This is a genomic window from Arthrobacter sp. USHLN218 (assembly GCF_037144715.1).
Lineage (GTDB): Bacteria > Actinomycetota > Actinomycetes > Actinomycetales > Micrococcaceae > Crystallibacter.
In genome coordinates, this window is sequence record NZ_JBBCYT010000004.1 from 146,511 (window position 1) to 169,605 (window position 23,095).

The window sequence follows — 23,095 nt, forward strand, 5'->3', positions numbered from 1 at the left end:
CCTTCCTCGCGCGACACAGCGATCCCTCACAAACTCCCCCTGCCTGACACGCCGATCCTTCACGCGCTGCACCTTCCGGTGACGGCTGGCACCCATGGTGCGCGGCTCGTCGGGCAGGCCATTGAGCCGATGCGATCGTCGAAGCGCAGGGCCAGCGGCCGGACGCTGCCGGGGTAGCCCTGCTGCGGTCCCGGCACCGCAGCATCTTCCTGCCCGTGCAGAAAATACCGGGCGAAGCGCCTCAAGCCCTATCGCATGTGGCGTTGGCACCCGAGGGACGGCAGAGGTTGTGCTGGTCGGCCCTCGAGTGGGACCACGGGGCAGCTTCCCCCGTTACCCAATAAACACGGCTCGCACACGTAGAGCCAGGCGGATTACGCCTGGCTCTACTTTCAGCCTGTTTGAAGATTTGGACCCGGCCCTTGGAGCGCGTTCCGCTTGCCGCCTCCTTCTAGCGGGTCACGGATCCCGTGAGGGAGGCGATGGGGCGTAGGAGGATGGGCCGGGCGGCGATCCAGGCCCCTGCCATGACCACGAGGGACGCCGCGAAGAACCAGAAACCGAGCCACCCGCCGTCGTCCCTTGCCGCGTACATGTGGTTCAGGTTGCGCAGGGCACCGGTGGTGAGCACCAGCGTGACGTGGACGATGATGAAGGCGACGAAGTAGAACATGACCGGCAGGTGCACCGCCCGGGCGAGCTCGATCGGGTAGGCCTTGTTGATGCCGGCCTGCTTCGGCCACGCCGAGGACATCCGCAGCCCGGTGATGATGGCAAGCGGCGCGGCGATGAAGATCGTGGCGAAGTAGGTCAGCAGCTGGAGCGCGTTGTAGTTGACCCAGCCGTTCTCCAGCGGCCAGTCCAGCGATGCGTACTGCAGGGCTGCGGAGACGGCGTTGGGGAAGACATCCCAACTCGTGGGGACCACGCGGGTCCACTGCCCGGTGGCGAAGAGCAGGACGTAGAAGATGAGCCCGTTAAGTACCCAGAGCACGTCGAGGCTCAGGTGGAACCAGAGGTGCAGGCTCATCTTCTGCGGCGGATTCTTGGTCTTGATGAACCCGCGGTTGTTGCGCGTCCAGTAGCCCGGCGGCCGGGTAACGGTGCGGACCAGCCAGCCGGAGCGGATGATCAGCAGCATCAGCAGGGCGTTCAGGAAGTGCTGCCACCCCAGCCACGCGGGAAACCCGACAGGCGCGCCGTGGGGCAGCTCCGATTCCCCGGGGTAGTCCGCCAGGAAGGACTGGACGGCCGGAAGCTCGCGCAGGCCCTTGGCCACGAGGACGACAGCAAGGAGTGCAACGAGGAGGACGGGCAGGATCCAGACCAGCTTGAACCACTTGTTCTTGGGAGTCGCAGGTCTTGTCGGAGTCGATGTAGACATGAGGCTTCGTGTCTCTCTGGGATGGACGTTCCCGTCCGAGGGCGAATTGGAACGGAGGCGCTGCGGCGGTCCCGGCCGGCACAGCGCCGGCCGGGACCGCCGGGGCTGAGCGCCGGCAGGTTGCAGGCTAGCTCGCGCGGGCCTCGATCGCCTTGACAAGCTGGGGCACGACTGCGAAGACGTCGCCGACCACGCCGAAGTCGGCGATCTCGAAAATCGGCGAGTCCGGGTCCTTGTTGATGGCCACGATGGTCTTCGACGTCTGCATCCCGGCACGGTGCTGGATGGCCCCGGAGATGCCGAGCGCCACGTAGAGCTGCGGATTAACGGAGGTGCCGGTCTGGCCAACCTGGTACGACTGGGGCACATAGCCTGCGTCCACCGCCGCCCGGGAGGCGCCGACGGCGGCTCCTAGCGCGTCGGCTAGCTGCTCGACGAGAACGAAGTTCTCCTTGGAGCCCAGGCCACGGCCGCCCGACACAACCTTGTCCGCGCCGCGAAGATCAGGGCGGCTTGAGGTGATGACGGCGTCCTTGACGTTGTCGATGGCCGCCGAGGCTGCGGCGTTCGCAGCCACGGAGGCGGTGATGACCTCGGACGATGCCGGAACGGCGCGGTCTTCGATCGCACCCTGGCGGATGGTGATCACCGCAGGCCCGCCCTCGACTGTGGATTCGACGTTGAAGGCGCCGCCGAAAACGGAATGGGCGGCGATGACGCGGTCTCCTTCAAGACGCAGGTCGACGGCGTCCGTCACCAGTCCGGCGCGGAGCCGCACGGCGATCCGGCCGGCAACGTCGCGGCCTTCGACCGAATTGACGGCCACGACCGCGGACGGCTCCAGTTCCGCCGCGGCGGCGGCGAGGGCCTCGACCTGCGGGGTAGCCAGCAGGCGGCCGGCCTGCTCCGTTTCGGCAACATAGACCTTCACGGCGCCGAGCGATCCGAGCTGTGCGGCGATCCCGTCGGAAGATCCTGGCGCCAGGGCCACGACCGCAACCGGGGTGCCGAGCCTGGCGGCCGCGGCGATAACCGAGGCGGCGGTGCTGCGAACCTCACCATCCGGCGAAGTTTCGATGAGCGCGAGTACGTTGGACATATTCGATTCCTCCGTTAGATCAGGCGGTTGGCGGCCAGGAAGTCGGCGAGCTGCTCGCCCGCGTTCCCCTCGTCGACGATCTTGGTGCCGGCGGCGCGGGCGGGACGTTCGCTGGTGGCCAGGACGACGGAGCGTGCCCCCGCCGGCACCGTGGCCGGCTCCAGTCCGAGTTCGGCCAGCGAAACCACGCTCATCGGCTTGCGCTTTGCGGTCATGATGCCCTTGAAGTTCGGGAACCGGGCCTCTGCCGCACGTTCAGTGATCGAGACGACTGCGGGCAGCGCGGCCCGAACGTCCTGGGTGCCGTATTCCGTGGCGCGCTCCCCGGCGATCTCGCCTGCGGAAAACGCGACGGTGTCAAGGAAGCTCAAATGCGGGAGGCCCAGGTGCTCGGCGACCATGGCCGGGATGGCGCCGCCGCGGCCGTCAGTGGACTCGTTGCCTGCGACGACAAGGTCGTATTCATTGCGTGCCAGCGCGGCCGCAAGGACCGAGGCGGTGGTACCCATGTCAGCTCCGACCAACGCGTCATCCTGCACATGGATGGCGGCATCCGCTCCCATGGACAGGCCCTTGCGCAGGCCCGCGGTAACCGACGCCGGTCCCATCGAGAGCACCGTGACGTGCGTTCCCTTGTTGGCATCTTTGTAGCGGAGCGCGACCTCGAGGGCGCGTTCACTGATTTCATCGACGATAGCTTCGGACGCTTCGCGGTCTACCCGACCGGTGTTGGTGTCCAGCCGGCGCTCTCCATATGTGTCCGGCACCTGCTTCATGAGGACGATGATCTTCATTGCTTCACTCCTTGTTGCGTCCATTCCAGCGAGTATCTCGGCGTTATGAGCACCTTATCAGAACGATGCATATCATGACCATAGATTATTTAATTCGGGCGCTCATCCTAGGGTTGACCGCCATCGACCGTCACGATCGACCCGGTGGTGTAGCTCGACGCATCACTGGCGAGGTAGAGCGCAGTACCGACAATCTCCTCTGGACGGCCCCCGCGCTTCAGGGCGAACGCCTGCGCACGCTGCGCGAATGCCTCCTCGTCCCAAGCCTTGCTCACGTCGGTCAAGAACGTTCCGGCCATGATGGCATTGCATCGCACCGTGGGCCCGAAAGTGTGCGCGAGCCCTATGGTCAGGGCATTCAGCCCGGCCTTGGCCGCCGCATATGGCAGGACGTGGGGCTTGGGGTGGACCGCCGCCGCGCTCGAAATATTGATGATGGACCCGCCCCCGGCCGCCGCCATCCTTGTCCCGACGAGGGCCGACAACCGGAACGGCCCCTTGAGATTCACGTCGAGCACCTTGTCGAAAAGCTCCTCGCTGATAGAGTCCACCGATTCATAGAGGGGGGACATGCCGGCGTTGTTGACCAGGACGTCGACTTTCCCGAATCGCTCATACGATGCATCCACGAGGGACTCCAGATCATCCCATCGGCCGACATGCACGCCGTAGCCCATGGCCTGCCGGCCGGTTTCGGCCTCTATTTCACGGGCGAATTCCTCGCAGGCCTCGCCCTTACGGCTGGCTATAATGACATCGGCCCCGGCCCGGGCCAGGCCGAGGGCCATGGCGCGGCCCAATCCCCTGCTCCCGCCGGTCACGAGGGCGACACGGTCCTTGAGATCGAAGGCGTTCGGGATTTCAGTAGGCATCTTTTCCCCTTGGCTAAGTGGTTTTCCTGGGCTTGGCGGCCGTCCACGCACGAGTCGCTGACCGAACGGCGAGGCGGTGCCGCACCGCTACATTACTATGATAATCATTAATTAGATCAGCCCGCAGGGAAGAGTCGCACCGGAAGCCGCCGGAGTCCGGGCTCGGATTTCCGGCAGCCATTGCCATTTGCGCCCCGCTAATCCATTATCATTATTACTATTTTCTTGTAACGGACGGAACGAAAGAGGGTGAGGCTGCCATGGACCAGCCCAAGATGGAAACCCCCCGCCTGCTTGAAGGTGTGCGGGTTGTGGAACTGGGCTCGATGTACGCCGCCCCCACCGCCGGCCGCATGCTGCGCGATTTCGGCGCCGAGGTCATCAAGGTCGAGGATCCCGCCAGCGGGGACATGGCCAGGCAATGGCAACCGCAAAAAGACGGCCTCGCACTCGGGTTCGCACGCCTCAACACCGGCAAGCGTTCCGTGGGAATCGACCTGCGGCGCGAAGCAGGGCGGGAAATCGCCCTCGACCTCATCCGCGGCGCCGACGTCGTCATCGAATCGTTCCGCCCGGGACGCCTTGAGGCTTGGGGCATGGGTTATGACGTCCTGTCCAAGATCAACCCCGGCCTGGTGCTGACACGAGTCAGCGGCTTCGGGCAGAGCGGACCCTACAGCAGCAGACCGGGATTCGGCACCGTTGCCGAGACGGCCAGCGGCTACGCGTTCCTTAACGGGTGGCCGGACACGCCGCCCACGGCGCCTCCCTTCGGGTTCGCGGATTCGATCGCCGGCATCTCGGCCGCCTTTGGAACCGCCATGGCATTGTTCCGACGCGAAGTCAGCGGGGTGGGATCGGAAATCGACGTAGCCCTGTACGAACCCTTGATGTTCATCCTCGGCGACGCCCTGCTGAACTACACCTCGACGGGAACCATCATGACCCGGGTGGGCAACACCTCCGGATCCGCATCCCCTCGCGGCATCTACAAAGCCGGGGACGGCGGCTGGCTCTCCATCGCGGCATCCGCCCAAACCATCGCCATGCGGCTTTTCGACGCCATGGGCAGGCCCGAGTTGAAGACGGACGAGCGATACGCCACCAACGCGGCCAGGATGGAGAACAACACCGAGCTGCAGGAGATTGTCAAGTCCTGGGTGGCATCGATGCCGCGCAGCAAGGTCCTGGACACCTTGGACGACTACGAGGTCGTCGCCGCTCCCGTGAACGACTCCAGCGACATCGTGCAGGATCCCCACTTCCTGGAACGTACCCTCGTCAACCTTTCCGGCACGATCCTCGGCAACGCCATGATGACGGGACCCATCCTCCATGTCGCAGGTTCAGGTGCACCCTCCTACCACGGTGTGCCGGCGGTAGGGGAACATACGGAAGCTGTCCTCGGGGATCTCGGCATCGAAGCCGCCATCCTTCAGCAGCTCCGCGCCGACGGCGTGGTGAGCGCGGCCTGACGCCCATGACACAGACGTCGATGCGCCCCCAAAAGACGGCCATGCTGGTCGCCCAACGAATCGTTGCGGATATACAGCGCCGCGGCAAAAACGTCGGCGACAGATTGGCCCCGGAACGCGCCATGCTCGAGGAGTACCAGATCGGACGCGGAACCCTGCGCGAGTCCCTGCGCTTCCTGGAGCTCCAAGGTGTCATCGCGCTTAAACCGGGGCCTGGTGGAGGGCCGGTCGTCCAGCAACCGGACGGAAGCGGGCTCGCCACCGCGCTGACCCTGCTGCTCCAGTTCGAAAATGCGCCGTTCCGCACCATCGCCGAGTCCCGCGCGGGTCTGGAACCCATGATGGCCCAGCTCGCTGCCTCCCGGATGAGCAAGGAGCAGCTCGCGGAGCTCAAGTTCAGCGTGGAACACATGGGACAGAACCTCGGGGACGAGTCCGAATTCCTGGAGATGAACAAGCTCTTCCACGACACCATTGCGCATGGCTCCGGCAACGTCATGTTCGGCTACCTGGTGGAATCCTTGTTGGGCATGCTCGACGGGAGCGCCATGGGCATCGACTACCCGGAACACCGCCGGACGGCCGTCTACGATGCGCACTTGGGCATCTACGAGGCCATCGCCGCCCGCGATCCCGCGGCGTCGGCCGCCGCGATGCATGACCACATTTCGGCATATGCGCGCTATGCCGAACGTAAGTTCCCGGATCTCCTGGATACGCCAATCTCCTGGACCGCGCGCGTCTAGGCGGCCTGCAGACTGCCGGTGGGCCCCGATGCGGTAGGCACGGGGCCCGCCGGCAGTCGTCGTCGTATACGGCTAAAGAACGCCGCGCGCGATGGGGCGGCCCGCAAGAGTATGGACCCTGTCCAACCCTCCCGCGGCCCGCCCCTGCGCGTTCAGCCGATGCTCAGAGATAACGCTTGAGCCAGGCGCTGCCCTCGTCCGAGTAGAGGGCCTCGGGCCAATCCGCCGGCCGGTGGTCCCCGTATGCCCGAACGCTGTTGCGGTCCGCCAGCCCTTCGGCCAACTCGGTCACGGGAAGGTAATACATGTAGGACATCAGCCGATCCGCGAACTGCCACCGCTCATCGATGCGGCGGTAGGTGTCCTTGTAGCGGAGCGCCACCTGCATGGCAACGCCGTTACGCGACACCTCCGCATGCGAGGCCAGCAGGCCGGTAGCGGTGTCAGGATCGGTGTCATCGAACCGCACGACGTGCCCATGGCTGTAATGGTTCGTCGGACCGAGGGCGGCAAACCGCCCCATGTACGTCTTGACGATTTCGTCGATTCCCGACGCGGAGAAGACGCCGTCCTGCGACCGCAGCGTCGCATCCGCCGCAAAGATCCGGCGAATTCCGTCCTCGTCGCGCTCGTCCATAACGAAGCCGTACAGGATGCCGAGCTCCTGGATCTCCGCCCGGTCCTCAAGCCGGCGGACACGGTCTTCCATCGTTGCTGCCATCTGCCACTCCTCGGTCTTGTGATTGCTGGCTACTTAGCCCCACCTTGCGAATCCAATATAACCGTATACATGAATTGAAACTAGGTGCATCGGTGAGCGGATCGACGGCGTCATCCACCACCCTTTCCATTGCCTCCTTCATGACAATCATGATAAGCAATATGCAGGAGGTTGACCCATGACTACAGATGCTCTGATCGTTGACGCGCTGCGAACCCCGACAGGCCGGGGCCGGACCGGCGGCGCCCTTGCGGACATCCACCCGGTGGACCTGCTCGCCCAGGCGCTGACCGCGCTGGTCGAGCGGACCGGCATCGACCCCGGGGAAGTCGACGACGTACTCATCGGCTGCGTTTCGCAAACCGGCGAGCAGTCCGCGACGCCGGGACGGATGGCCTGGTTGTCCGCGGGCTACCCCGTCCACGTACCGGCGGCCACGATCGACCGCAAATGCGGCTCGTCCCAACAAGCCGTCCATTTCGCTGCCCAGGGAATCCTTTCCGGGTCCTACGACATGGTCATCGCCGGCGGCATCGAATCGATGAGCCGGGTACCGATGGGCTCCGCCCGGGCGGGAGCCGACCCGTTCGGCCCAACCGTCACCGCACGCTATTCCCCCGGCCTCGTGTCGCAGGGCGTCGCGGCGGAGTTGGTGGCCGCCAAGTTCGGCGCCAACCGCACAGCCCAGGACGAGTACGCAGCCCGTTCGCACCGCCTCGCGGCAGCCTCAGCCGCTGCATTCGAACGCGAAATCGTTCCGGTGAGGAACCCTGACGGCACCGTCGTGGAGCGCGACGAAACACCGCGGCCGGACACGACGACCGAGCGCCTGGCCGGGCTCAAGCCCGTCTTCGAGACGCCGGAACTGACAGCACGGTTCCCGCAGGTGAACTGGTCGGTCACGGCCGGAAACTCATCCCAGATCTCCGACGCCGCGAGCCTCGTCCTAATGGTGAGCGAGCGCAAGGCGCGCGAACTGGGCCTTGCGCCGCGGGCGCGTGTCCACGCGATGACCGCCGTCGGCGACGATCCGCTGCTGATGCTCACCGCACCCATTCCCGCCACCGAGAAAATCCTCAACCGCTCGGGCCTGTCGCTGGACCAAATCGACCACTTCGAGGTCAACGAGGCGTTCGCGCCGGTGCCGCTGGCGTGGCAGAACCACTTCAATCTGGACATCGAGAGGATCAACCCCCGCGGCGGAGCCATCGCCCTGGGCCACCCGCTCGGAGCCTCCGGCACCCGGCTGCTGACCACCATGCTGCACGCACTGGAGGACAACCGGCAGCGATACGGCCTCCAGGTCATGTGCGAGGCCGGCGGCATGGCCAACGCGACCATTATCGAACGTCTCTAACTACCCGAGGAGAACAGCCATGAACATAAACGGAGCATCCGTCGTCGTTACCGGAGGAGCTTCCGGCCTCGGTGCCGCCACCGTCCGGCGCCTGACCGGAGAGGGCGCGAAGGTCGTCATCCTGGACCTGCCCTCCTCCCCCGGCGCCCAGGTAGCCGCCGACCTCGGTGCCACCTTCGTGCCGGCCGACGTCACCGATCCGGACAGCGTCAACGAGGCGCTCGACGCCGCGGAGAACCTGGCGCCGCTGCGCGCGCTGGTGCACTGTGCCGGCCGCGGCGGTGCCGTTCGCCTGGTCGACCGCGACGGCAATCCGGGTTCGCTGGAGGCCTACGAAGGCGTGGTCCGGACCAACCTGATCGGAACTTTCAACGTCCTGCGCCTGACCGCCGCGCGGATGGCGAAGAATGAAGATATCGACGGCGAACGCGGCGTGTGCGTCCTGACCGCCTCGGTCGCGGCCTACGAGGGCCAGATCGGCCAGATCCCCTACGCCTCCGCCAAGGCCGGCATCGTCGGCATGACGCTGGTGGCCGCCCGCGACCTGGCTAGCAAGCATATCCGCGTCATGACGATCGCCCCCGGCCTGTTCGACACGCCGATCCTGGCCCGCCTGCCGGAAAACGTGCGGGACTCCCTGGCACAGAGCATCCCCCACCCGAGCCGGCTTGGGGTCCCCGAGGAATACGCCTCCTTGGCCCAGCACATCATCAGCAACCCCATGCTCAACGGCGAAACCATCAGGCTCGACGGCGCCATCCGCATGGCACCGCGCTAAATCCAGGCCAGACGAGGGAACGGAAGAGAACATGACGCACAAGATCGCAGTCGTCGGCGGCACAGGACCGCAGGGACGGGGCCTCGCGTACCGCTTGGCCATGGCGGGCCACGCCGTGACCATCGGTTCGCGCGACGCCGCCCGCGCCGCAGAAAAGGCCGAAGAGATCGCGGCGAAGATCGGCGCCCCGGCCACGATCGGCGGGGCCGAGAACGCCAACGCCGCCGCCAGTTCCGAGATCGTCCTGCTGGCCGTCCCGTGGGACGGCCACGCCGAGCTCGTCTCCTCGCTGGCGCCCGAGCTGCGCGGAAAGACCGTCATCAGCTGCGTCAATCCCCTCGGCTTCGACCAGAACGGCCCCTACGGCCTGACGCTGGAGGAGAGCGCGGCCGAGGAGGCCCAGCGGCTCGTCCCGGCGGCCGCCGTCGTCGGCTCCTTCCACCATGTGGCTGCGCTGTCTCTGTGGAAGAACGACGGTCCCCTCGACCACGAGGACATCCTGGTCTGCGGTGACGACACGGAGGCGAAGGACCTGGTCATGGACCTCGCTGCGGCCGTGACAGGCAAGCGGGGAATCGACGCCGGCGCCCTGCGGCTGGCCCGGCAGCTGGAGCCGCTGACCGCCGTGCTGATCAACATCAACAAGGGCTACAAGACCCGCTCGGGTCTCGCTATCACCGGCATCAAGGAGCACGCATGAGCCGCGAAGACCAGCCGCTGATTGTCGAGGAACGCGGCCGGATCCTGATCCTGACCCTGAACCGGCCGCATGCGAAGAACGCCATGTCGCTGCAGCTCTCGGAGGAGCTCGCCGAGGCCTTCGAGCTCCTCGACAGCCGGCAGGATCTCAGCCTGGGCGTCATCACCGGCGCCGGCGGCACCTTCTGTGCCGGCATGGACCTAAAGGGATTCGCCCGCGGCGAGATCCCGATCGTTCCCGACCGCGGCTTCGCTGGGCTGGTCCAGCGACCCCCGCGCAAGCCCCTCATCGCCGCTGTGGAGGGCTATGCCCTGGGCGGCGGCTTCGAGATCGCCCTGGCCTGCGACCTTATCGTCGCTGCTGAGAACGCGACCTTTGGCCTACCCGAAGTTAAACGCGGGCTGACCGCCAACGCAGGCGGCCTGCTGCGGCTTCCGAACCGGCTTCCCTACCATTACGCCATGGAGTTGGTCCTTACCGGACGCATGCTGCCGGCTTCGGAGGCCGGCGAACTGCATCTGGTCAACCGTGTGACGGAGCCCGGCGCCGCCCTGGAGGGGGCGCTCGAACTAGCCGAGGAAATCGCGAAGAACGCGCCGCTCGCGCTGGCCACCTCCAAGCAGGTCATGGTGGAGTCCGTCGACTGGCCGGTCGAGGAGAAGTTCGTCCGGCAGCACGATTTCGTGGACCCGATCCGCAAGTCCAACGACGCCGCCGAGGGAGCCCGCGCCTTCGTCGAAAAGCGCGTTCCCGTCTGGACAGGGAGCTAGCCAGGCGCCCCGGGCTTCCCCGGGGCGCCCCACATCGCCCATCACCGCATGGAGCCATCGCACGGCCCGCACCTTCCCTCTAGGGCGGGCGCGGGCCCGCTCGCGGGCACTCCAAACCCCGCCGGCCCCGCTGCTGGGTCCGCGCGGCAATACTTTGGCACGAGCCCAGGAGGCAACGTTGAGTGGTGGAATCGCGTCTCCGAGCAGCGCCCAGGGATCGCGCCCTCTTTGGGCGGGCAGGGCCCTGGCCCTAACCGGCATTGTGCTGGTGGCGCTCAATCTGCGCTCAGCCGTCACCGCCATGTCCCCGATCGTTGGCCGGATCGACGCAGATATTCCGCTCAGCGATGTCGCACTGGGACTGGTCGGCATGCTCCCCCCGCTGATGCTGGCGACTGGCGGCCTGCTCGGTCCGCTCCTCTCGCAACGGATCCGACTGGAAACGAACCTCGTGCTGGCCTGCGCCGGAATGGCCGCTGGGCATCTTGTCCGTTCCCAGGCCAGCGACTTCACGCAGCTGCTGGTGGGCAGCGTTGTGGCAATGCTCGCAATGGGCGTCGGCAACGTGCTGCTGCCTGCGTTGGTCAAGAAGTACTTTCCGGACCGGATTGCCCTGATGACCAGTATCTACGCCATGCTGTTCTCCGTCAGCACGGCCATCCCCGGCACGGTCTCGCCGATGGTGGCGGACGCGGCGGGATGGCGGACTTCGCTTCTGATGTGGGGCGTCGCGGCAGCCATTGCGGCGCCGCCATGGATTGCCCTGGTTTTCAGGGGTAGGTCCAAGGTGCGCCAAAGCTCGGACGGTTCGGCGATTATCTCCGGCGGTCGCACCGCCGGCGCAGGGCTCTGGCGTTCGCGCGTGGCCTGGGGCCTCATGCTGATGCATGGACTCTCGGCCCTCAACGGTTATGCAATGCTGGCCTGGCTGCCGGAGATTCTGTCCGACATCGCCGGCACTTCCAGTGTCGAAGCCGGCATACTCCTGTCCCTCTACGCCGTGACCGCAGGCCCGTTGGCCCTCGTCGTTCCAGCGATCGCCCTTCGGCTGCGCAACCCCGGAGTGCTCGCCTACGTCGGCGCGGCAGCATTCGTGGCCGGCTACGTCGGCCTGATGATCTCCCCGGACTTCCTGACGCCGCTCTGGGTCCTCGTCTCGGCGTCGGGCACCGGCCTGTTCCCCGTAATGCTCACCTTGATCAATGCCAGGACGCAGACCCCGGCCATGACCGCGGCCCTGAGCGGCTTCGTGCAGGGAAATGGCGCACTCGTCTCAGTTGCCGGGCCCTTAGTTGTCGGGCTCCTGCGTGACTGGACCGGAGGGTGGACTGCGCCGTTCTGCTTCCTCGTCGTGGCCGCGGCGGGCATCGTGCTAGGCGGGATGCTGCTCCGCAGCCCGCTCTCAGTCGACGAGGAAATCCTGGAGTACGCAGCCCGCCGCTGAGTACCATCCAGCATGCAGGGGCATTGCATGTGCGCGGCCCGTTACTCCAGCCGGCCCCTCAGCCCCGGAGGACGCAAACCGGCCGAAGGTCCGAACCGTTCGAGGTGCGGACCTTCGGCCTGTGTTGTAACTGGTTACGCGCCGATGGTGGCAGCGGACGCCCGCGGTTGCTCCGCCGTCGTCCTGCCCGCAGCCGTCCGCCCTGCCAGGTAGCCGAAGACCAGCGCGGGCCCCAGGGTTCCGCCAGCGCCGCCGTACACCATGCCGGTGGGCCCCGCCATGACGTTGCCCGCAGCGAAGAGCCCGGGAATAACGGCGCCGTCCACTCCGAGTACTTCGGATTTGGGCGTCGTGCGCGGGCCTCCCTTAGTGCCCAGGGTGCTGCTGTGCAGTTCGACGGCGTAGAAGGGGCCGCGCTCCAACGTCCCGAAGGTGGAATCCGCTCCCGGATATCCGTCCCTATTGCCGACAAAACCGTCGAAGGCGCTCTCGCCGCGCCGGAAATCCGGGTCCGAACCATGCTTGGCGTAACCGTTCCAACGCTCAACAGTCTCCACCAGAGCCTCAGCCGGCACTCCGATCAACTGGGCCAGGCCGCCGAGCGATTCCGACCTCGTAATCCACGCGGGCACGGGGGCCCCGGGAGCGACGCCGAAACCGCCGAAGCGCTCCATCATCCGGGCGTCGAAAACCACCCAGCAAGGAAGGTTCCTGTAATCGAACGAAGTGGGATCGAGTTCATGGAAGGCCCCGCCCATGGCGTTGTAGTTCGCGGCCTCGTTGGCGAAGCGCTTGCCCTCGCGGTTGACCATGATCGAGTGTGGCACTGTGCGCTCGCGCTGCACCAAATACACCGGCTGGGTGCCATACGCGTTCTCTCCCGGCAGCGTGCAGACCGGAACCCACCAGGCCTCGCGCATATTGCCAAGACTGGCGCCGATGCGCATGGCCATTCGCAAACCGTCGCCGGTGTTGGTGGGAACGCTGGCAGGATGGCTCAGCGGTCCCCGCAGGAAGTCGCGGGCCAAGTCCTTGTCCCACTCGAATCCACCCGTCGCCAGCACGACGCCGCGGCTCGCCTCTACCTGGTGCCGGCCCTGCGTTCCCACAAGGCCAACTCCGCGAACTGCTCCATCCTCGATCAGAAGTTCGACGGCGCGCTCGCCGAGGTACACGTCCACCCCTTTGTCCAGGCACCCCTGCAACAGAGCGGCGACCATTGCACGGCCCAACCCCTCGACCTGGCGGTCCTCGCGCTCGCGCGCCACCTCCGGCGCCAGGAATCCGGAGCCGCCTCCGATCGGCGTCTCCCCCACGAGCATGCGGCGCGGAGTGCCTCCGAGCCGGCTGGCCCATTCGCCCAGGCCCTGCAGCGAAAACAACTGCGGTTCCAGCGATCGTCCCCCGCCAGGCTTCCCGCCGGGCTGTTCAGGGTGGTAGTCCGGATAGCCCGGGACCAGCGACATTTTCAGCGGCGTGGTGTCGAGCCAGTCCAGCACCTCCGGGATCGTGTCCACGAAGGCCTCCACCATCTCCGGGAGGATCATCCCGTTGGACAGGGACCCGAGGTAGTCGAGCGCATCGGCGCGCGAGTCACGGACCCATTGTTCGCGTGCGTACTTGTTGTCCGGCATCCACGCGACGGCGCTGGATAGGCATGTCGTACCCCCGACCACCTGTGCCTTCTCAAAGACCGCCGCCCTGGCACCCTCGTCCGCCGCGGCAAGGGCGGCGCAAAGGCCTGATGCGCCGCTACCTAGGACAACGACGTCGTACGTGGAACTACTTGCAGTAGTGCTCACTTGCTCACTCCCCGATCTCGTAATCGATGTGGGGCTTCGGGGTACCGACGCCGCCATGAGCGGCGGAATTCGCTGCAGCATCTGCTGGGGCGAATCATGCACGGCTCCCCGGGTCGCGGCCCTCGCGGGGCCGGCGCCCCCATAATCTACGCCACAGGGAGAAGGTAGCAGTAAACGACGATCATCACAATCGTTATACTAGATTCCCGCAAAGTTTGTAAGATACCCGGCGAAGGACCGCTCTGCTAGAGGGTCCACGAGATGGGCGCGTTCAGGATTTCAGGGAACTTTCGTTCAACATAGTTTGCATACTCGATGATGTGGTCGTGCATGGCGCTCGCAGCGGCGGCCGGATCTTTAGCTGCCAAGGCTTCGTAAATTGCGGCGTGCGCCTTATGCACAGCCACCCTGCGGTGTTCCGGGTAGTCGACGCCAATGGAGGACCCGTCCAGCATTCCCAGCAGGGTGTCAATGAGGTGTCCGAACAGGGCATTGCCGGAGTTGTGCGCGATGATGTCGTGGAACCGCTTGTTCATCTCCAGGAAGACCGATTCATCCCCCACCTTGTCGAGCATATGGTCCACGCTGTACTTCAGTTCCGCCAGCTGCTCCTCACTCATGCGCAGCGCAGCGAGCCGGGCCATCATCGGCTCCAGCGCCGTCCGCGCTTCGGTAATGGTGCGAAACGGGGCGTTCTCGAACTGCAGGAGCAAGGTCAGGGCGGTCGCGAGGCCGCTGCCATCTGGCTGCTGGACGACAGGACCTCCACCAGGCCCGGGCTTGAGCACAATGATGCCCTGCAGCTCCAGGAAGCGCAGCGACTCCCGCAAGGTCCCGCGTCCGATGTTGTACTCCTCCAGCATCACACGCTCGGGAGGCAGCCGGTCCCCTGCTTTGTTCCCCCTCTGCTGGATGTCGGCGACGATTCGCTGGGCCACCAGCACGGCCGTCTTCTGCGGCCGTAACGAGGTCTGCATGGATCTCCTTCATAAACGGGGTCTTGGCGGCGCGGATGCCGTAACAATCGAATCATAAGTATAGTCCGACTACTAGACTTCTCCGCACCGCCACCCGTCAGGAGACCGGCTCCAATTCCGCCATCAATTTCTTGAGCGGAGTCGCGGCGTCGCCGACCCTGTCGGCCGGCACGTTGAGGCCCTTCGCCAAGAGCGTCTTGACGGCCATGAAGTCGACCGGGTTGTTGATGCAATCCACCGCAACGACTTGGCCTTCCCGGTAGTAGACGACCGAGAATTTGGCGTCCGACATCGCGCCTCGCACGACCACCTGGTCGTGACCGGCCGAGAGTCCGGCCATTTGCAGTTTCAGGTCCCCCTGGTCGGACCAGAACCACGGCACCATCCGGTAGGCAACCTTGGCGCCTACAATCGTGGCGGCGGCATTCCGCGCCTGTTCAACCGCGTTGTTGACGCTCTCGAGCCGGAGGCGTTCGGGCGCACCGTCACGCGGCAGCGGGTTGGGCATCTCCGCACAGTCCCCAGCGGCAACGGTGGTGCCGTCGGAGGCCAAGGAATGCTCATCTACAACAACTCCGTTGCCGCAGGCCAGCCCGAGGGCCTCGGCGACCTCGGTGCGGGGAACGACGCCGATACCCACCAGCACCACGTCGGCGGGCACGGTTTGGCCACCGTCGAGTTCGACGCCGGTGACGCGGCCGTCGGCGTCGCCGATGAAGCGCACGATTCGGGCATCGAGCTTAACGTCCAGACCTCGCGACCGATGCGCTTCCAGGAAGAAGTCCGAGGTGGCCTCTCCCACCGCCCGGCCGATCAGCCTGGGTGCCGCCTCAAGGACAGAGACCGTCTTGCCCAGCTTCCGGGCACTCGCCGCAGCCTCCAGCCCCACGAAGCCTCCGCCTACCACGACCACGTTGTTCGCGCGCTCCAGCCGCGCCTTCAGGTCATCCGCGTCGTCGGCGTCGCGCAAATAGAGCACTCCGTCCAGTTCCGCGCCCTCGAGCTGCAGCTTCCGCGGCCGGGCACCCGTCGTAAGCGCCAGACGGCTGAAAGCAAACTTCCTGCCGGAGGCGGAGGTCGCCACGCCGGCGCCGCCAGCCTCCTTCTCGATCGAAACGATGCGCTCGCCCAGGACGAGGCCGATGTTGTGCTTCTCGTAAAAGTCCTGGGTCCGGTACGCCAGCGTCTCCGCCGTAACGAGTCCCTGCAGGAAGGCCTTCGACAGAGGAGGACGCTGGTATGGGGGGTGCTTCTCCGCGCCAACCAGAGTGATGGGGTCGGCGTAACCCAGCTCGCGGAGGGAGCTTGCAAGCTGCACCCCGGCCTGGGAGGCCCCCACTATGAGGATCCCGTTGCTCTGCGACATGGCGATCAGACCTGGCTTTCCGGTGTCTCGACGTACAGGTGGTCGCCCTCTTCGAGCTTCAGCTGGCAGGAGAGCCGCGAGTTGGGCCGGCGCTCCTCGGCGGTGCCGTCGAGCATCTCATCCTCGAGTTCGCCCATGCTTGCCAACCCCTCCAGGTCCTCCTCCCGGACGAAGACATGGCAGGTCGAGCAAGCCAAGGATCCGCCACAATCGGCAACGATTCCCGGGAGGCCGTTGCGTACCGCAATCTCCATTACCGAGTCGCCGGCGCTGCCCTCGAGGACACTCACGCCCCCGGCAGCGGATGTATAGGTAACCTTTGGCATGGTCATGCCCCTTCATTCCTAAAGTTTTACCAATTTATGATCATGATTGTAACCATAATTCGGTCGATGCGAAAGGGAGCGGCGAAAGTTTACCCAACTGCCGGGCGCTTATCCCGCAGAGAAGTGGACCGGCTCCAAAAACTCGCCGACCGCGTAGACGCTATTGAAGACCTCGGCACCGGCCGGCGTCAGCTGCGCCTCCCACTGCTGCCAGCCTTGCGGAAAGCGGCCAGCACTCGATTCCCCGGGGACGAGTGTCGCCAGTTCTATGCGGTGCTCCCTGTTGGGCCAGTACTCGGCGTCGATAATCGTCAGCGCCGCCCCAGCCTCCCGGAACTCGATCCACGGGTCGACGATCATGACGAAAAGCATGTCCCCGTGCCCCTTGTAGCGCAGGTCGCCGCGGTACTTGACGGTCCCTTCGCGGCGAGCCGGGTCATAGCCGGAAGCATCGTCGAGCTCGAAGAAGTAGATTCCGTTCCCGGCCTCCGTGGCGCCATAGCCGGCGCCCCGCCTTCCGTCGGGCATGGAGTCGATGTAACGCGTGAAACTCGTCTTGACCCCCCAGGAAAGTCCCGGGCGGTTTACCGCCTCGTTCACGCTCGGCCTCTGCGGGGCGCTCATTTCGATATCCGCCATCCTCATCGTTGTCTTAAAGCAGCGCCGGACTGCTGCCCGCTATGGGTAGCAGTCCGGTCCGCCGACCCGCCCCGGAACCGGGGCTGGCCAAATTGCTAGAGCCGTTCTTCCAGCAGTCGCTTGCCCGGTGTAAAGGTCGCCGGCAACTTGTCAAAGCCGGTGTTGACACCCTGCCGCGGGTAGCGGACCACGTTGGCGTGGTCCACCTTGTAGTCAGGCATACGCTGCAGGACCTGTGTCAGGATCGTCTTGGCCATCAGACGGCCTAGGTGGGAGCCCGCGCACCGGTGGCTGCCCACACCGAACGACATATGGCGATTGGGAATGCGCTCGATGTCCACCTCGTCGGGGTTTTCGAAGCCGCCGGCGGCGTCCCGGTTGCCCGAGGACCAGGCGAGCAGCGCCCGGTCGCCCTTCTTGATTTTGACGCCATGGAAATCGGCATCCTTGCCGACAGTTCGTGCCAGGGCCTGGGTCGGCGAGAAGTAGCGCAGGAACTCCTCGACAGCGTTCTGCATCAGGTCCGGATCGTCGATCAACCGCTGCCGCACGTCCGGATGTGCGGACAGCCATTCGAGCGCCTGGCCGCTGAGCGAGGCCACGGTGCCGACGCCGCCGGAAATGATCAGGTCGACCATGTTCAGCACTTCTTCCTCGGTGATCGGCCTGCCGGCGATTTCGTGACCGAGGATGAAGCTTATGGGATCGTCTCCGGGGTTGCGCTTGCGCTCGGCTATGACCGCCTTCACGTTCTCGGCCAGCGCAGGTATTTCCTCCTGGGTAACCTTGGCGTACTCGGGGCTGTCCAGAGGCGCCGAGAGGACCTTGCGGTGGGCGAAGGAGTAGCGGCGCCAGTCCTCGACCGGCAAGGACAGCCAGTCGATGGTGATGATAGAGGGGATGCCGGTCAGCGTGGCAAAGTCGGCCTGGCCGTTTTCGATGATTTCATCGATGAACAAAGTGGTGTATTTCTCCACCATCGGTCGCATGGCTTCGACCCGCGAGGGCGTTAGCAGCTGATTCATGATCCGGCGGTACGGCAGTGATGCCGGCGGGTCAAGGTCGATGGGGAAATGCTCGGTGATCGGGCGTTTGGGGATGAGGATTGCCTGGCCTTCGCCGCCGTGGGGACTGCGGGCCGAAGAGAACATCTCGTCGTCGCGAGCGGCGTCGAAGATGGCCTCGTACCCGCTCAGTACCCAGTAGCCGCCCCACGCCTCAGTCCAGGTGATCGGACCTTGGGAGCGCAACTCGCGGTAGCTCGCTACGGGATCTTTGCCGTGCTCGTCGGCGTTGTGGTCGAAGTCGACGACCGGGCGATCGGTCCGTGCCGCTGCCTCTACGACCGTTTGCTCTGTCATGGAACTCCCCTTCACTTCCGGCTTCACGGTTCGGACGGCCCGGAGAACCAGGTCCGCAGCGAACTCGTCCTTGTATCTACTAATTATTATAATAGAATCGGGATTAAGCCCAGTCTAGGTCCGCCGGAAGATTTCACGAAGCATTTTCCGCACGACCCTGCGACCGGCCTTTCACTGTTCGGTAGGAAAACCAGAAGGAGTACCGATGCGCATTGAACTCGACCGCAACGTCTGCCAGGGACACGGCGTCTGCCAAATGACGGCCGCCAACCTGTTCACCCTCTCCGACGACGATGGCTTGGCCATCCAGCCCCCGAATCCGATCGCGCCGCAGTTTCAGGACGAGGGACGCCTGGCCACCGCCAGCTGCCCGGAGCGCGCACTCACCGTTATCGAGGATTAGAAAGTAAGCCGGCGGTCCGATGTGGTCCGCCGGCTTACCCTAGATTACGTACAGCCAGCGGAGCGATCTTGGCTCAGTGGTCCGAACTCGCCGCCCTGGCCGCGCCGGCGCCTCAGGGACCGCATTTGGCAGGCGCCTCCGAGCGGCGACAGCGCCGGATCAGTTCACGAACCGCCTGCTGCCCCAGCTGGTACTCATCGACAAGCATCGACATGGGGCCGAAGTCATCAAAAAGCATGACGCGCCGGCCACAACCTACCGGCGCGCCCTCCGGCACGAGAAGATGCGCACTCGCACCAACATCCAGATGAACGCAGCCTTCAAGCGCGTCAAGCCCGCTGCCCTGTCCCAGCAGATCCTCGCCCTGACCGGCGAACTCGAAGCGATGTCGCTGGCGAGAAGCCTGCCCCCATCAAACCGGCCGTTAACCGCGTCCGAACGCCTGAACCAGCCGGAACCTCTTCAACGAGGCAACGAACCGGCCAGCCGGAGACCCATTAATGAGGCAACGATGCATCTTTGCCTCAGGTACTGCTATGAGGCGACAGGGCCAGTCCGATACCGTTGGCGGGACTTCACGCCTCTCGCCGCATCCTAGCCGCTAGCAGAAGGAAGGGCGCCCCCGGAGGCCCGGTGGCGCCCTTCCCGTAGCTGCCGTGGCTACGGAAGCTGGATGAGCTTGATTTCGTGGAACTCGTCGAACCCTTCGATGCCGCCTTCGCGGCCGAGGCCGGACTGCTTGTAGCCGCCGAAGGGCTGCAGCACGTTCATGCCCCAAGAGTTGACCGAGATCTGCCCGGTGCGCACCTGCCGCGCGATGGACTCGGCCGTGGCGTCGTCGCCGGCAAAGACGGCACCGGAGAGCCCGTAATCAGTACCGTTGGCGATCTGCACGGCCTCCTCGATGGTGTCGAACGGGATGACCGAGAGCACGGGACCGAAGATTTCCTCCTGCGCGATCCGCATGTCCGGGGTAACGTCGGCAAACAGCGTCGGCTCGACGTACCACCCGGTTTCCAGATGCTTGGGCCGGCCGCCGCCAACCACCAGCCGGGCACCTTCGGCCTTGCCGATTTCGATGTAGCTCTCCACCCGTTCGCGCTGGCGCTCCGCGGCCAGCGGGCCCAGCGCGGTGTCCGACTCCCGCGGATCGCCGACCTTGAGGCTCTCCATCACTGCCTTGATCCGCTCCACCACCTCGTCCTGCCGCGCCCGCGGGACCAGAATCCGAGTCAGGGCGGCGCAGACCTGGCCGGAATGGCCGATGCCGTAGAACACGAGCTCCGGGAACACCGTGTCCAGATCGACGTCGTCGGTCAGGATGGCAGCGGACTTCCCGCCGAGCTCCAGGGTGACCCGGGCGATCCGCTCGGCCGCGATGCCCATGATCTTCCGGCCGGCCGCCGTGCTGCCGGTGAAAGTGATCATGTCCACGTCCTTGTGCCGGACCAAGTGCTCCCCGACCTCACGGCCCGCCGGCAGCAGGCTGATAACGCCCTCGGGCAGCCCGGCTGCCTCCAGAGCCTCAGCGAAGATCATCATGCTCACCGGCCCTTCCGGGGCCGGCTTGACGACGACGGTGCATCCCGCGGCCAGCGCCGGCGCGAACTTCAGCGACGCCGTCGCCACCGGGCCGTTCCAGGGCAGGACTGTGGCCACCACGCCGATCGGCTCGCGGACCACACGGCCCTTGCCGCCGGGCCAGGAGCGTTCCTCCTCGAAGCTGAACCGCTCGTGCAGCGTGACCACGTCTTCCCACACCTTGACTGCGTTGTCGTGGAAAGCCGTGCTGGCCGCTGTCGGCGCACCGATCTCCGCCGTGAATGCGGCGGACATTTCCGGGATGCGCTTCTTCACCTCTTCACCGACGCGGGCCAGGACGGCCGCGCGCTCCGCCGGGCTCATACGCGGCCACGGACCCTCGTCGAACGCCCTGCGTGCGGCCGCAACCGCCGCGTCAATGTCAGCCTCCTGCGCATCCGGAACGGTCGCGATGACCTCTCCGGTCATCGGCGACACCACCTCGATCACGCTGTCGCTGGACGGCTCGACCCACCGGCCTCCGATAAAGAGCCGGTCAAAACTGCGCAGCCTCTGCGAGGCCTCTGCCGATACTGCCGAAGTTGCTGTTGTCATCTCTGCTCCTGACCTTCGAAACCGTTCCCCTGGTTGGCAAGGTCCCAATGGTGCCCGCACAACCCCACTTCACCGTCGAGGACACGCTGCCCCCGGTGGCCATGCGCATGAACACGCAGATGCTCAAAGCTACGAATGATATGCACTATTTGTCAATGTTTTTCAGGCCGCCACCAACTCCGCCCCGGAAGCAAAAATGTAACCGTTGACACATTCCGACGGCATCCATACGGTGAGAATCATGCGCCTGGATTCAGGCGGCACCTTTAGTGTCGCGTGTCGGGGCCAGGAGCATGCGAGTGCGCACTATTCCAAGAGAAATTCCACAACTCGGCTGGGAGATACACCCATGGCTAAAACGACAGTGATCATTGGGGCAGGCAGCGGTGGCGGCGCCTTGGCAGCGCGGCTGACCGAGGACAAGGACCAGAACGTCATTCTGGTGGAAGCCGGTCCGGACTATGCAGAGCTGGCGCAGGTGCCGGACGACGTGCGTGATGCCGGCGAGATGAGCGTTGAGAAGCATGACTGGGGGCTGAAGGCGTACTTCCTCGAGCCGCAGGATGCGCGCGAGGCGATGCCATACCCCCGCGGACGGATCGTGGGCGGCTCATCTTCGGTCAACGCCGCGATCGCCGAGCGCGCCACCCGGGAGGATCTGGACACCTGGGTTGCGGCGGGCAATCCCGAGTGGTCCTACGAAGAGACCCTGCCCTACTTCATGCGGCTGGAAAACGACATGGACTTCCCGGATGCCCCGGGCCACGGTTCGTCCGGTCCGGTCCCGATCAAGCGGCATTTCGAGGACAACTGGCCTGCCGTCACGGGTGCCTTCGCCCAGGCCTGCATGGACCGTGGCTTCTCCCGTTCGGACGACGCGAATGCGGATTCGGCCACCGGTTTCGCACCGACACCCAGGAACCTGATCGGCGAGGAGGAACTGCGGGCGAGTTCGCTGCTGACGTACCTGGCCGAGGCCCGTAAGCGGCCGAACCTGACAATCCGGCCCGAAACCCTGGCACGGCGGGTCGTCTTCGAGGGGACCACTGCCGTCGGCGTCGAGGTTGAGCACGACGGAAGGATCGAGGTCATCCCCGCGGACCAGGTGGTCCTTGCCGGCGGGGCCATGCACAGCCCGCACCTGATGATGCTCTCCGGCATCGGCCCCCGCGAGGTCCTGGAGCGCAATGGGATTGAGCCGGTCATCATCAACGAGGCCGTCGGCCGGAACTTCCAGGACCATCCCTTCGCCCCGATGGTCGCGCTGCTGAAGGAGAAGACCGACCGGAACGGCGTACGTGCGCGGTTGAAGTACAGCACCGGGACGGACGACCTGGTAGACGACATGATGATTTTCGCTGCCGTCCTGGATCCCTCGACCATGAACATCCCCGCCGACACCAAGGGCCGCAAGGCGCTGATGATGAACAACTTGCTGGCCAAGCCCCGCTCGGTCGGCTGGATCACCCTCTCGTCGCCGGATCCGAAGGTCCAGCCCGAGTTGCACGTGAACTTCCTCTCCGACCCGAGCGACATCGAGCGGCTCAAGGGCTCCCTGCGCCTGTCCTGGGACATGATCACCTCGTCCCCGCTGGCGGACGAAATCCTGGAGATCTGCTTCCTGGACGCCGAGACGATCGCCGACGACGACAAGCTCGAGGCCTACATCCGTGCGTTCGCCTCCACCTCGCTGCACGCCGCAGGCACCTGCCGGATGGGGCCGGCAGGCGACCCCACCGCCGTCGTCGATCAGCACCTGGCCGTGCACGGCGCGCAGAACCTCTGGATCGCCGATGCCTCGGTCATGGTCAACGTAACCACCGGCCTGACCAACCTGACCGCCTACATGATCGGCGAACGGCTGGCCGACTGGCTCAAGAACGGCTCGGATTCCCCCCGGGATGAGTCCGAGCTCGTCTCGTCGGCCTCCTAGCCGGGAAACGGG

General features: G+C 65.5%; 21 protein-coding genes. 9 read left to right on the plus strand and 12 right to left on the minus strand.

Annotated elements, in window-relative coordinates; translation table 11 throughout:
* Positions 1-451: 451 nt before the first annotated feature.
* The 4 genes from WFH44_RS10530 to WFH44_RS10545 form a co-directional block, all read right to left on the minus strand.
* Positions 452-1,384, minus strand: coding sequence for a cytochrome b/b6 domain-containing protein (locus tag WFH44_RS10530; protein WP_336713821.1), 933 nt, complete (start codon positions 1,382-1,384; stop codon positions 452-454).
* A 127-nt stretch (positions 1,385-1,511) separates the two neighbouring features.
* A complete protein-coding gene (locus WFH44_RS10535; protein ID WP_336713822.1) occupies positions 1,512-2,483 on the minus strand; it encodes an electron transfer flavoprotein subunit alpha/FixB family protein in 972 nt (323 codons plus the stop codon).
* Between the two features lie 14 nt (positions 2,484-2,497).
* Positions 2,498-3,277 (minus strand): electron transfer flavoprotein subunit beta/FixA family protein, encoded by a 780-nt coding sequence (locus WFH44_RS10540; protein ID WP_336713823.1) that lies wholly within the window; start codon positions 3,275-3,277, stop codon positions 2,498-2,500.
* A gap of 107 nt (positions 3,278-3,384) precedes the next feature.
* Positions 3,385-4,149, minus strand: a complete 765-nt coding sequence (locus WFH44_RS10545; RefSeq protein WP_336713824.1) for an SDR family NAD(P)-dependent oxidoreductase — start codon at positions 4,147-4,149, stop codon at positions 3,385-3,387.
* Between the two features lie 260 nt (positions 4,150-4,409).
* Here WFH44_RS10545 and WFH44_RS10550 point away from each other — a divergent pair, with 260 nt between their 5' ends.
* Together WFH44_RS10550 and WFH44_RS10555 are read left to right on the plus strand one after the other, a co-directional pair.
* Positions 4,410-5,624 carry a CaiB/BaiF CoA transferase family protein gene (locus WFH44_RS10550; RefSeq protein WP_336713825.1) on the plus strand — a complete coding sequence of 405 codons (1,215 nt, stop codon included), beginning with the start codon at positions 4,410-4,412 and terminating at the stop codon, positions 5,622-5,624.
* Positions 5,625-5,629: 5 nt separating this feature from the next.
* Positions 5,630-6,370, plus strand: coding sequence for a FadR/GntR family transcriptional regulator (locus WFH44_RS10555; RefSeq protein WP_336713826.1), 741 nt, complete (start codon positions 5,630-5,632; stop codon positions 6,368-6,370).
* Positions 6,371-6,533: 163 nt separating this feature from the next.
* Here WFH44_RS10555 and WFH44_RS10560 read toward each other — a convergent pair whose 3' ends face one another.
* Entirely contained in the window at positions 6,534-7,091 is a 558-nt protein-coding gene (locus WFH44_RS10560) for a nuclear transport factor 2 family protein (RefSeq protein WP_336713827.1), read from the minus strand.
* A 178-nt stretch (positions 7,092-7,269) separates the two neighbouring features.
* On the opposite strand from WFH44_RS10560, the gene WFH44_RS10565 reads away from it, so the two are divergent.
* From WFH44_RS10565 to WFH44_RS10585, 5 genes are all read left to right on the plus strand, one after another.
* Positions 7,270-8,448, plus strand: a complete 1,179-nt coding sequence (locus WFH44_RS10565) for a thiolase family protein (protein WP_336713828.1) — start codon at positions 7,270-7,272, stop codon at positions 8,446-8,448.
* Between the two features lie 19 nt (positions 8,449-8,467).
* Complete coding sequence (locus tag WFH44_RS10570) at positions 8,468-9,226, plus strand: SDR family NAD(P)-dependent oxidoreductase (protein WP_336713829.1); 759 nt, start codon at positions 8,468-8,470, stop codon at positions 9,224-9,226.
* 31 nt (positions 9,227-9,257) lie between these two features.
* Positions 9,258-9,926, plus strand: a complete 669-nt coding sequence (npdG, locus tag WFH44_RS10575; RefSeq protein WP_336713830.1) for an NADPH-dependent F420 reductase — start codon at positions 9,258-9,260, stop codon at positions 9,924-9,926.
* Positions 9,923-10,696, plus strand: a complete 774-nt coding sequence (locus WFH44_RS10580; protein WP_336713831.1) for a crotonase/enoyl-CoA hydratase family protein — start codon at positions 9,923-9,925, stop codon at positions 10,694-10,696. The genes npdG and WFH44_RS10580 overlap by 4 nt, the downstream gene beginning before the upstream one ends.
* 268 nt (positions 10,697-10,964) lie before the next feature.
* Positions 10,965-12,140, plus strand: a complete 1,176-nt coding sequence (locus WFH44_RS10585) for an MFS transporter (protein ID WP_336713832.1) — start codon at positions 10,965-10,967, stop codon at positions 12,138-12,140.
* A gap of 134 nt (positions 12,141-12,274) precedes the next feature.
* On the opposite strand, the gene WFH44_RS10590 is transcribed toward WFH44_RS10585, so the two are convergent.
* From WFH44_RS10590 to WFH44_RS10615, 6 genes are all read right to left on the minus strand, one after another.
* Entirely contained in the window at positions 12,275-13,942 is a 1,668-nt protein-coding gene (locus WFH44_RS10590; protein WP_336713833.1) for an FAD-binding protein, read from the minus strand.
* Between the two features lie 245 nt (positions 13,943-14,187).
* Entirely contained in the window at positions 14,188-14,919 is a 732-nt protein-coding gene (locus WFH44_RS10595; protein WP_336713834.1) for a FadR/GntR family transcriptional regulator, read from the minus strand.
* 97 nt (positions 14,920-15,016) lie between these two features.
* Positions 15,017-16,285, minus strand: coding sequence for an NAD(P)/FAD-dependent oxidoreductase (locus WFH44_RS10600; RefSeq protein WP_336713835.1), 1,269 nt, complete (start codon positions 16,283-16,285; stop codon positions 15,017-15,019).
* A gap of 5 nt (positions 16,286-16,290) precedes the next feature.
* Positions 16,291-16,611: a 2Fe-2S iron-sulfur cluster-binding protein gene (locus tag WFH44_RS10605; protein WP_336714156.1), complete on the minus strand. Its 321-nt coding sequence runs from the start codon at positions 16,609-16,611 to the stop codon at positions 16,291-16,293.
* A gap of 108 nt (positions 16,612-16,719) precedes the next feature.
* On the minus strand, positions 16,720-17,256 hold the full coding sequence (locus WFH44_RS10610; protein WP_336713836.1) for an HtaA domain-containing protein: 537 nt from the start codon (positions 17,254-17,256) through the stop codon (positions 16,720-16,722).
* A gap of 89 nt (positions 17,257-17,345) precedes the next feature.
* Positions 17,346-18,611, minus strand: coding sequence for a cytochrome P450 (locus WFH44_RS10615; protein WP_336713837.1), 1,266 nt, complete (start codon positions 18,609-18,611; stop codon positions 17,346-17,348).
* A gap of 205 nt (positions 18,612-18,816) precedes the next feature.
* On the opposite strand from WFH44_RS10615, the gene WFH44_RS10620 reads away from it, so the two are divergent.
* Positions 18,817-19,014 (plus strand): ferredoxin, encoded by a 198-nt coding sequence (locus WFH44_RS10620; protein WP_336713838.1) that lies wholly within the window; start codon positions 18,817-18,819, stop codon positions 19,012-19,014.
* A gap of 660 nt (positions 19,015-19,674) precedes the next feature.
* Here the strand turns inward: WFH44_RS10620 and WFH44_RS10625 are convergent.
* Positions 19,675-21,150 carry an aldehyde dehydrogenase gene (locus tag WFH44_RS10625; RefSeq protein ID WP_336713839.1) on the minus strand — a complete coding sequence of 492 codons (1,476 nt, stop codon included), beginning with the start codon at positions 21,148-21,150 and terminating at the stop codon, positions 19,675-19,677.
* A 349-nt stretch (positions 21,151-21,499) separates the two neighbouring features.
* Here WFH44_RS10625 and WFH44_RS10630 point away from each other — a divergent pair, with 349 nt between their 5' ends.
* The gene (locus tag WFH44_RS10630; protein WP_336713840.1) at positions 21,500-23,083 is read left to right on the plus strand and encodes a GMC family oxidoreductase; all 1,584 of its coding nucleotides are present in this window, start codon (positions 21,500-21,502) and stop codon (positions 23,081-23,083) included.
* Positions 23,084-23,095: the final 12 nt, after the last annotated feature.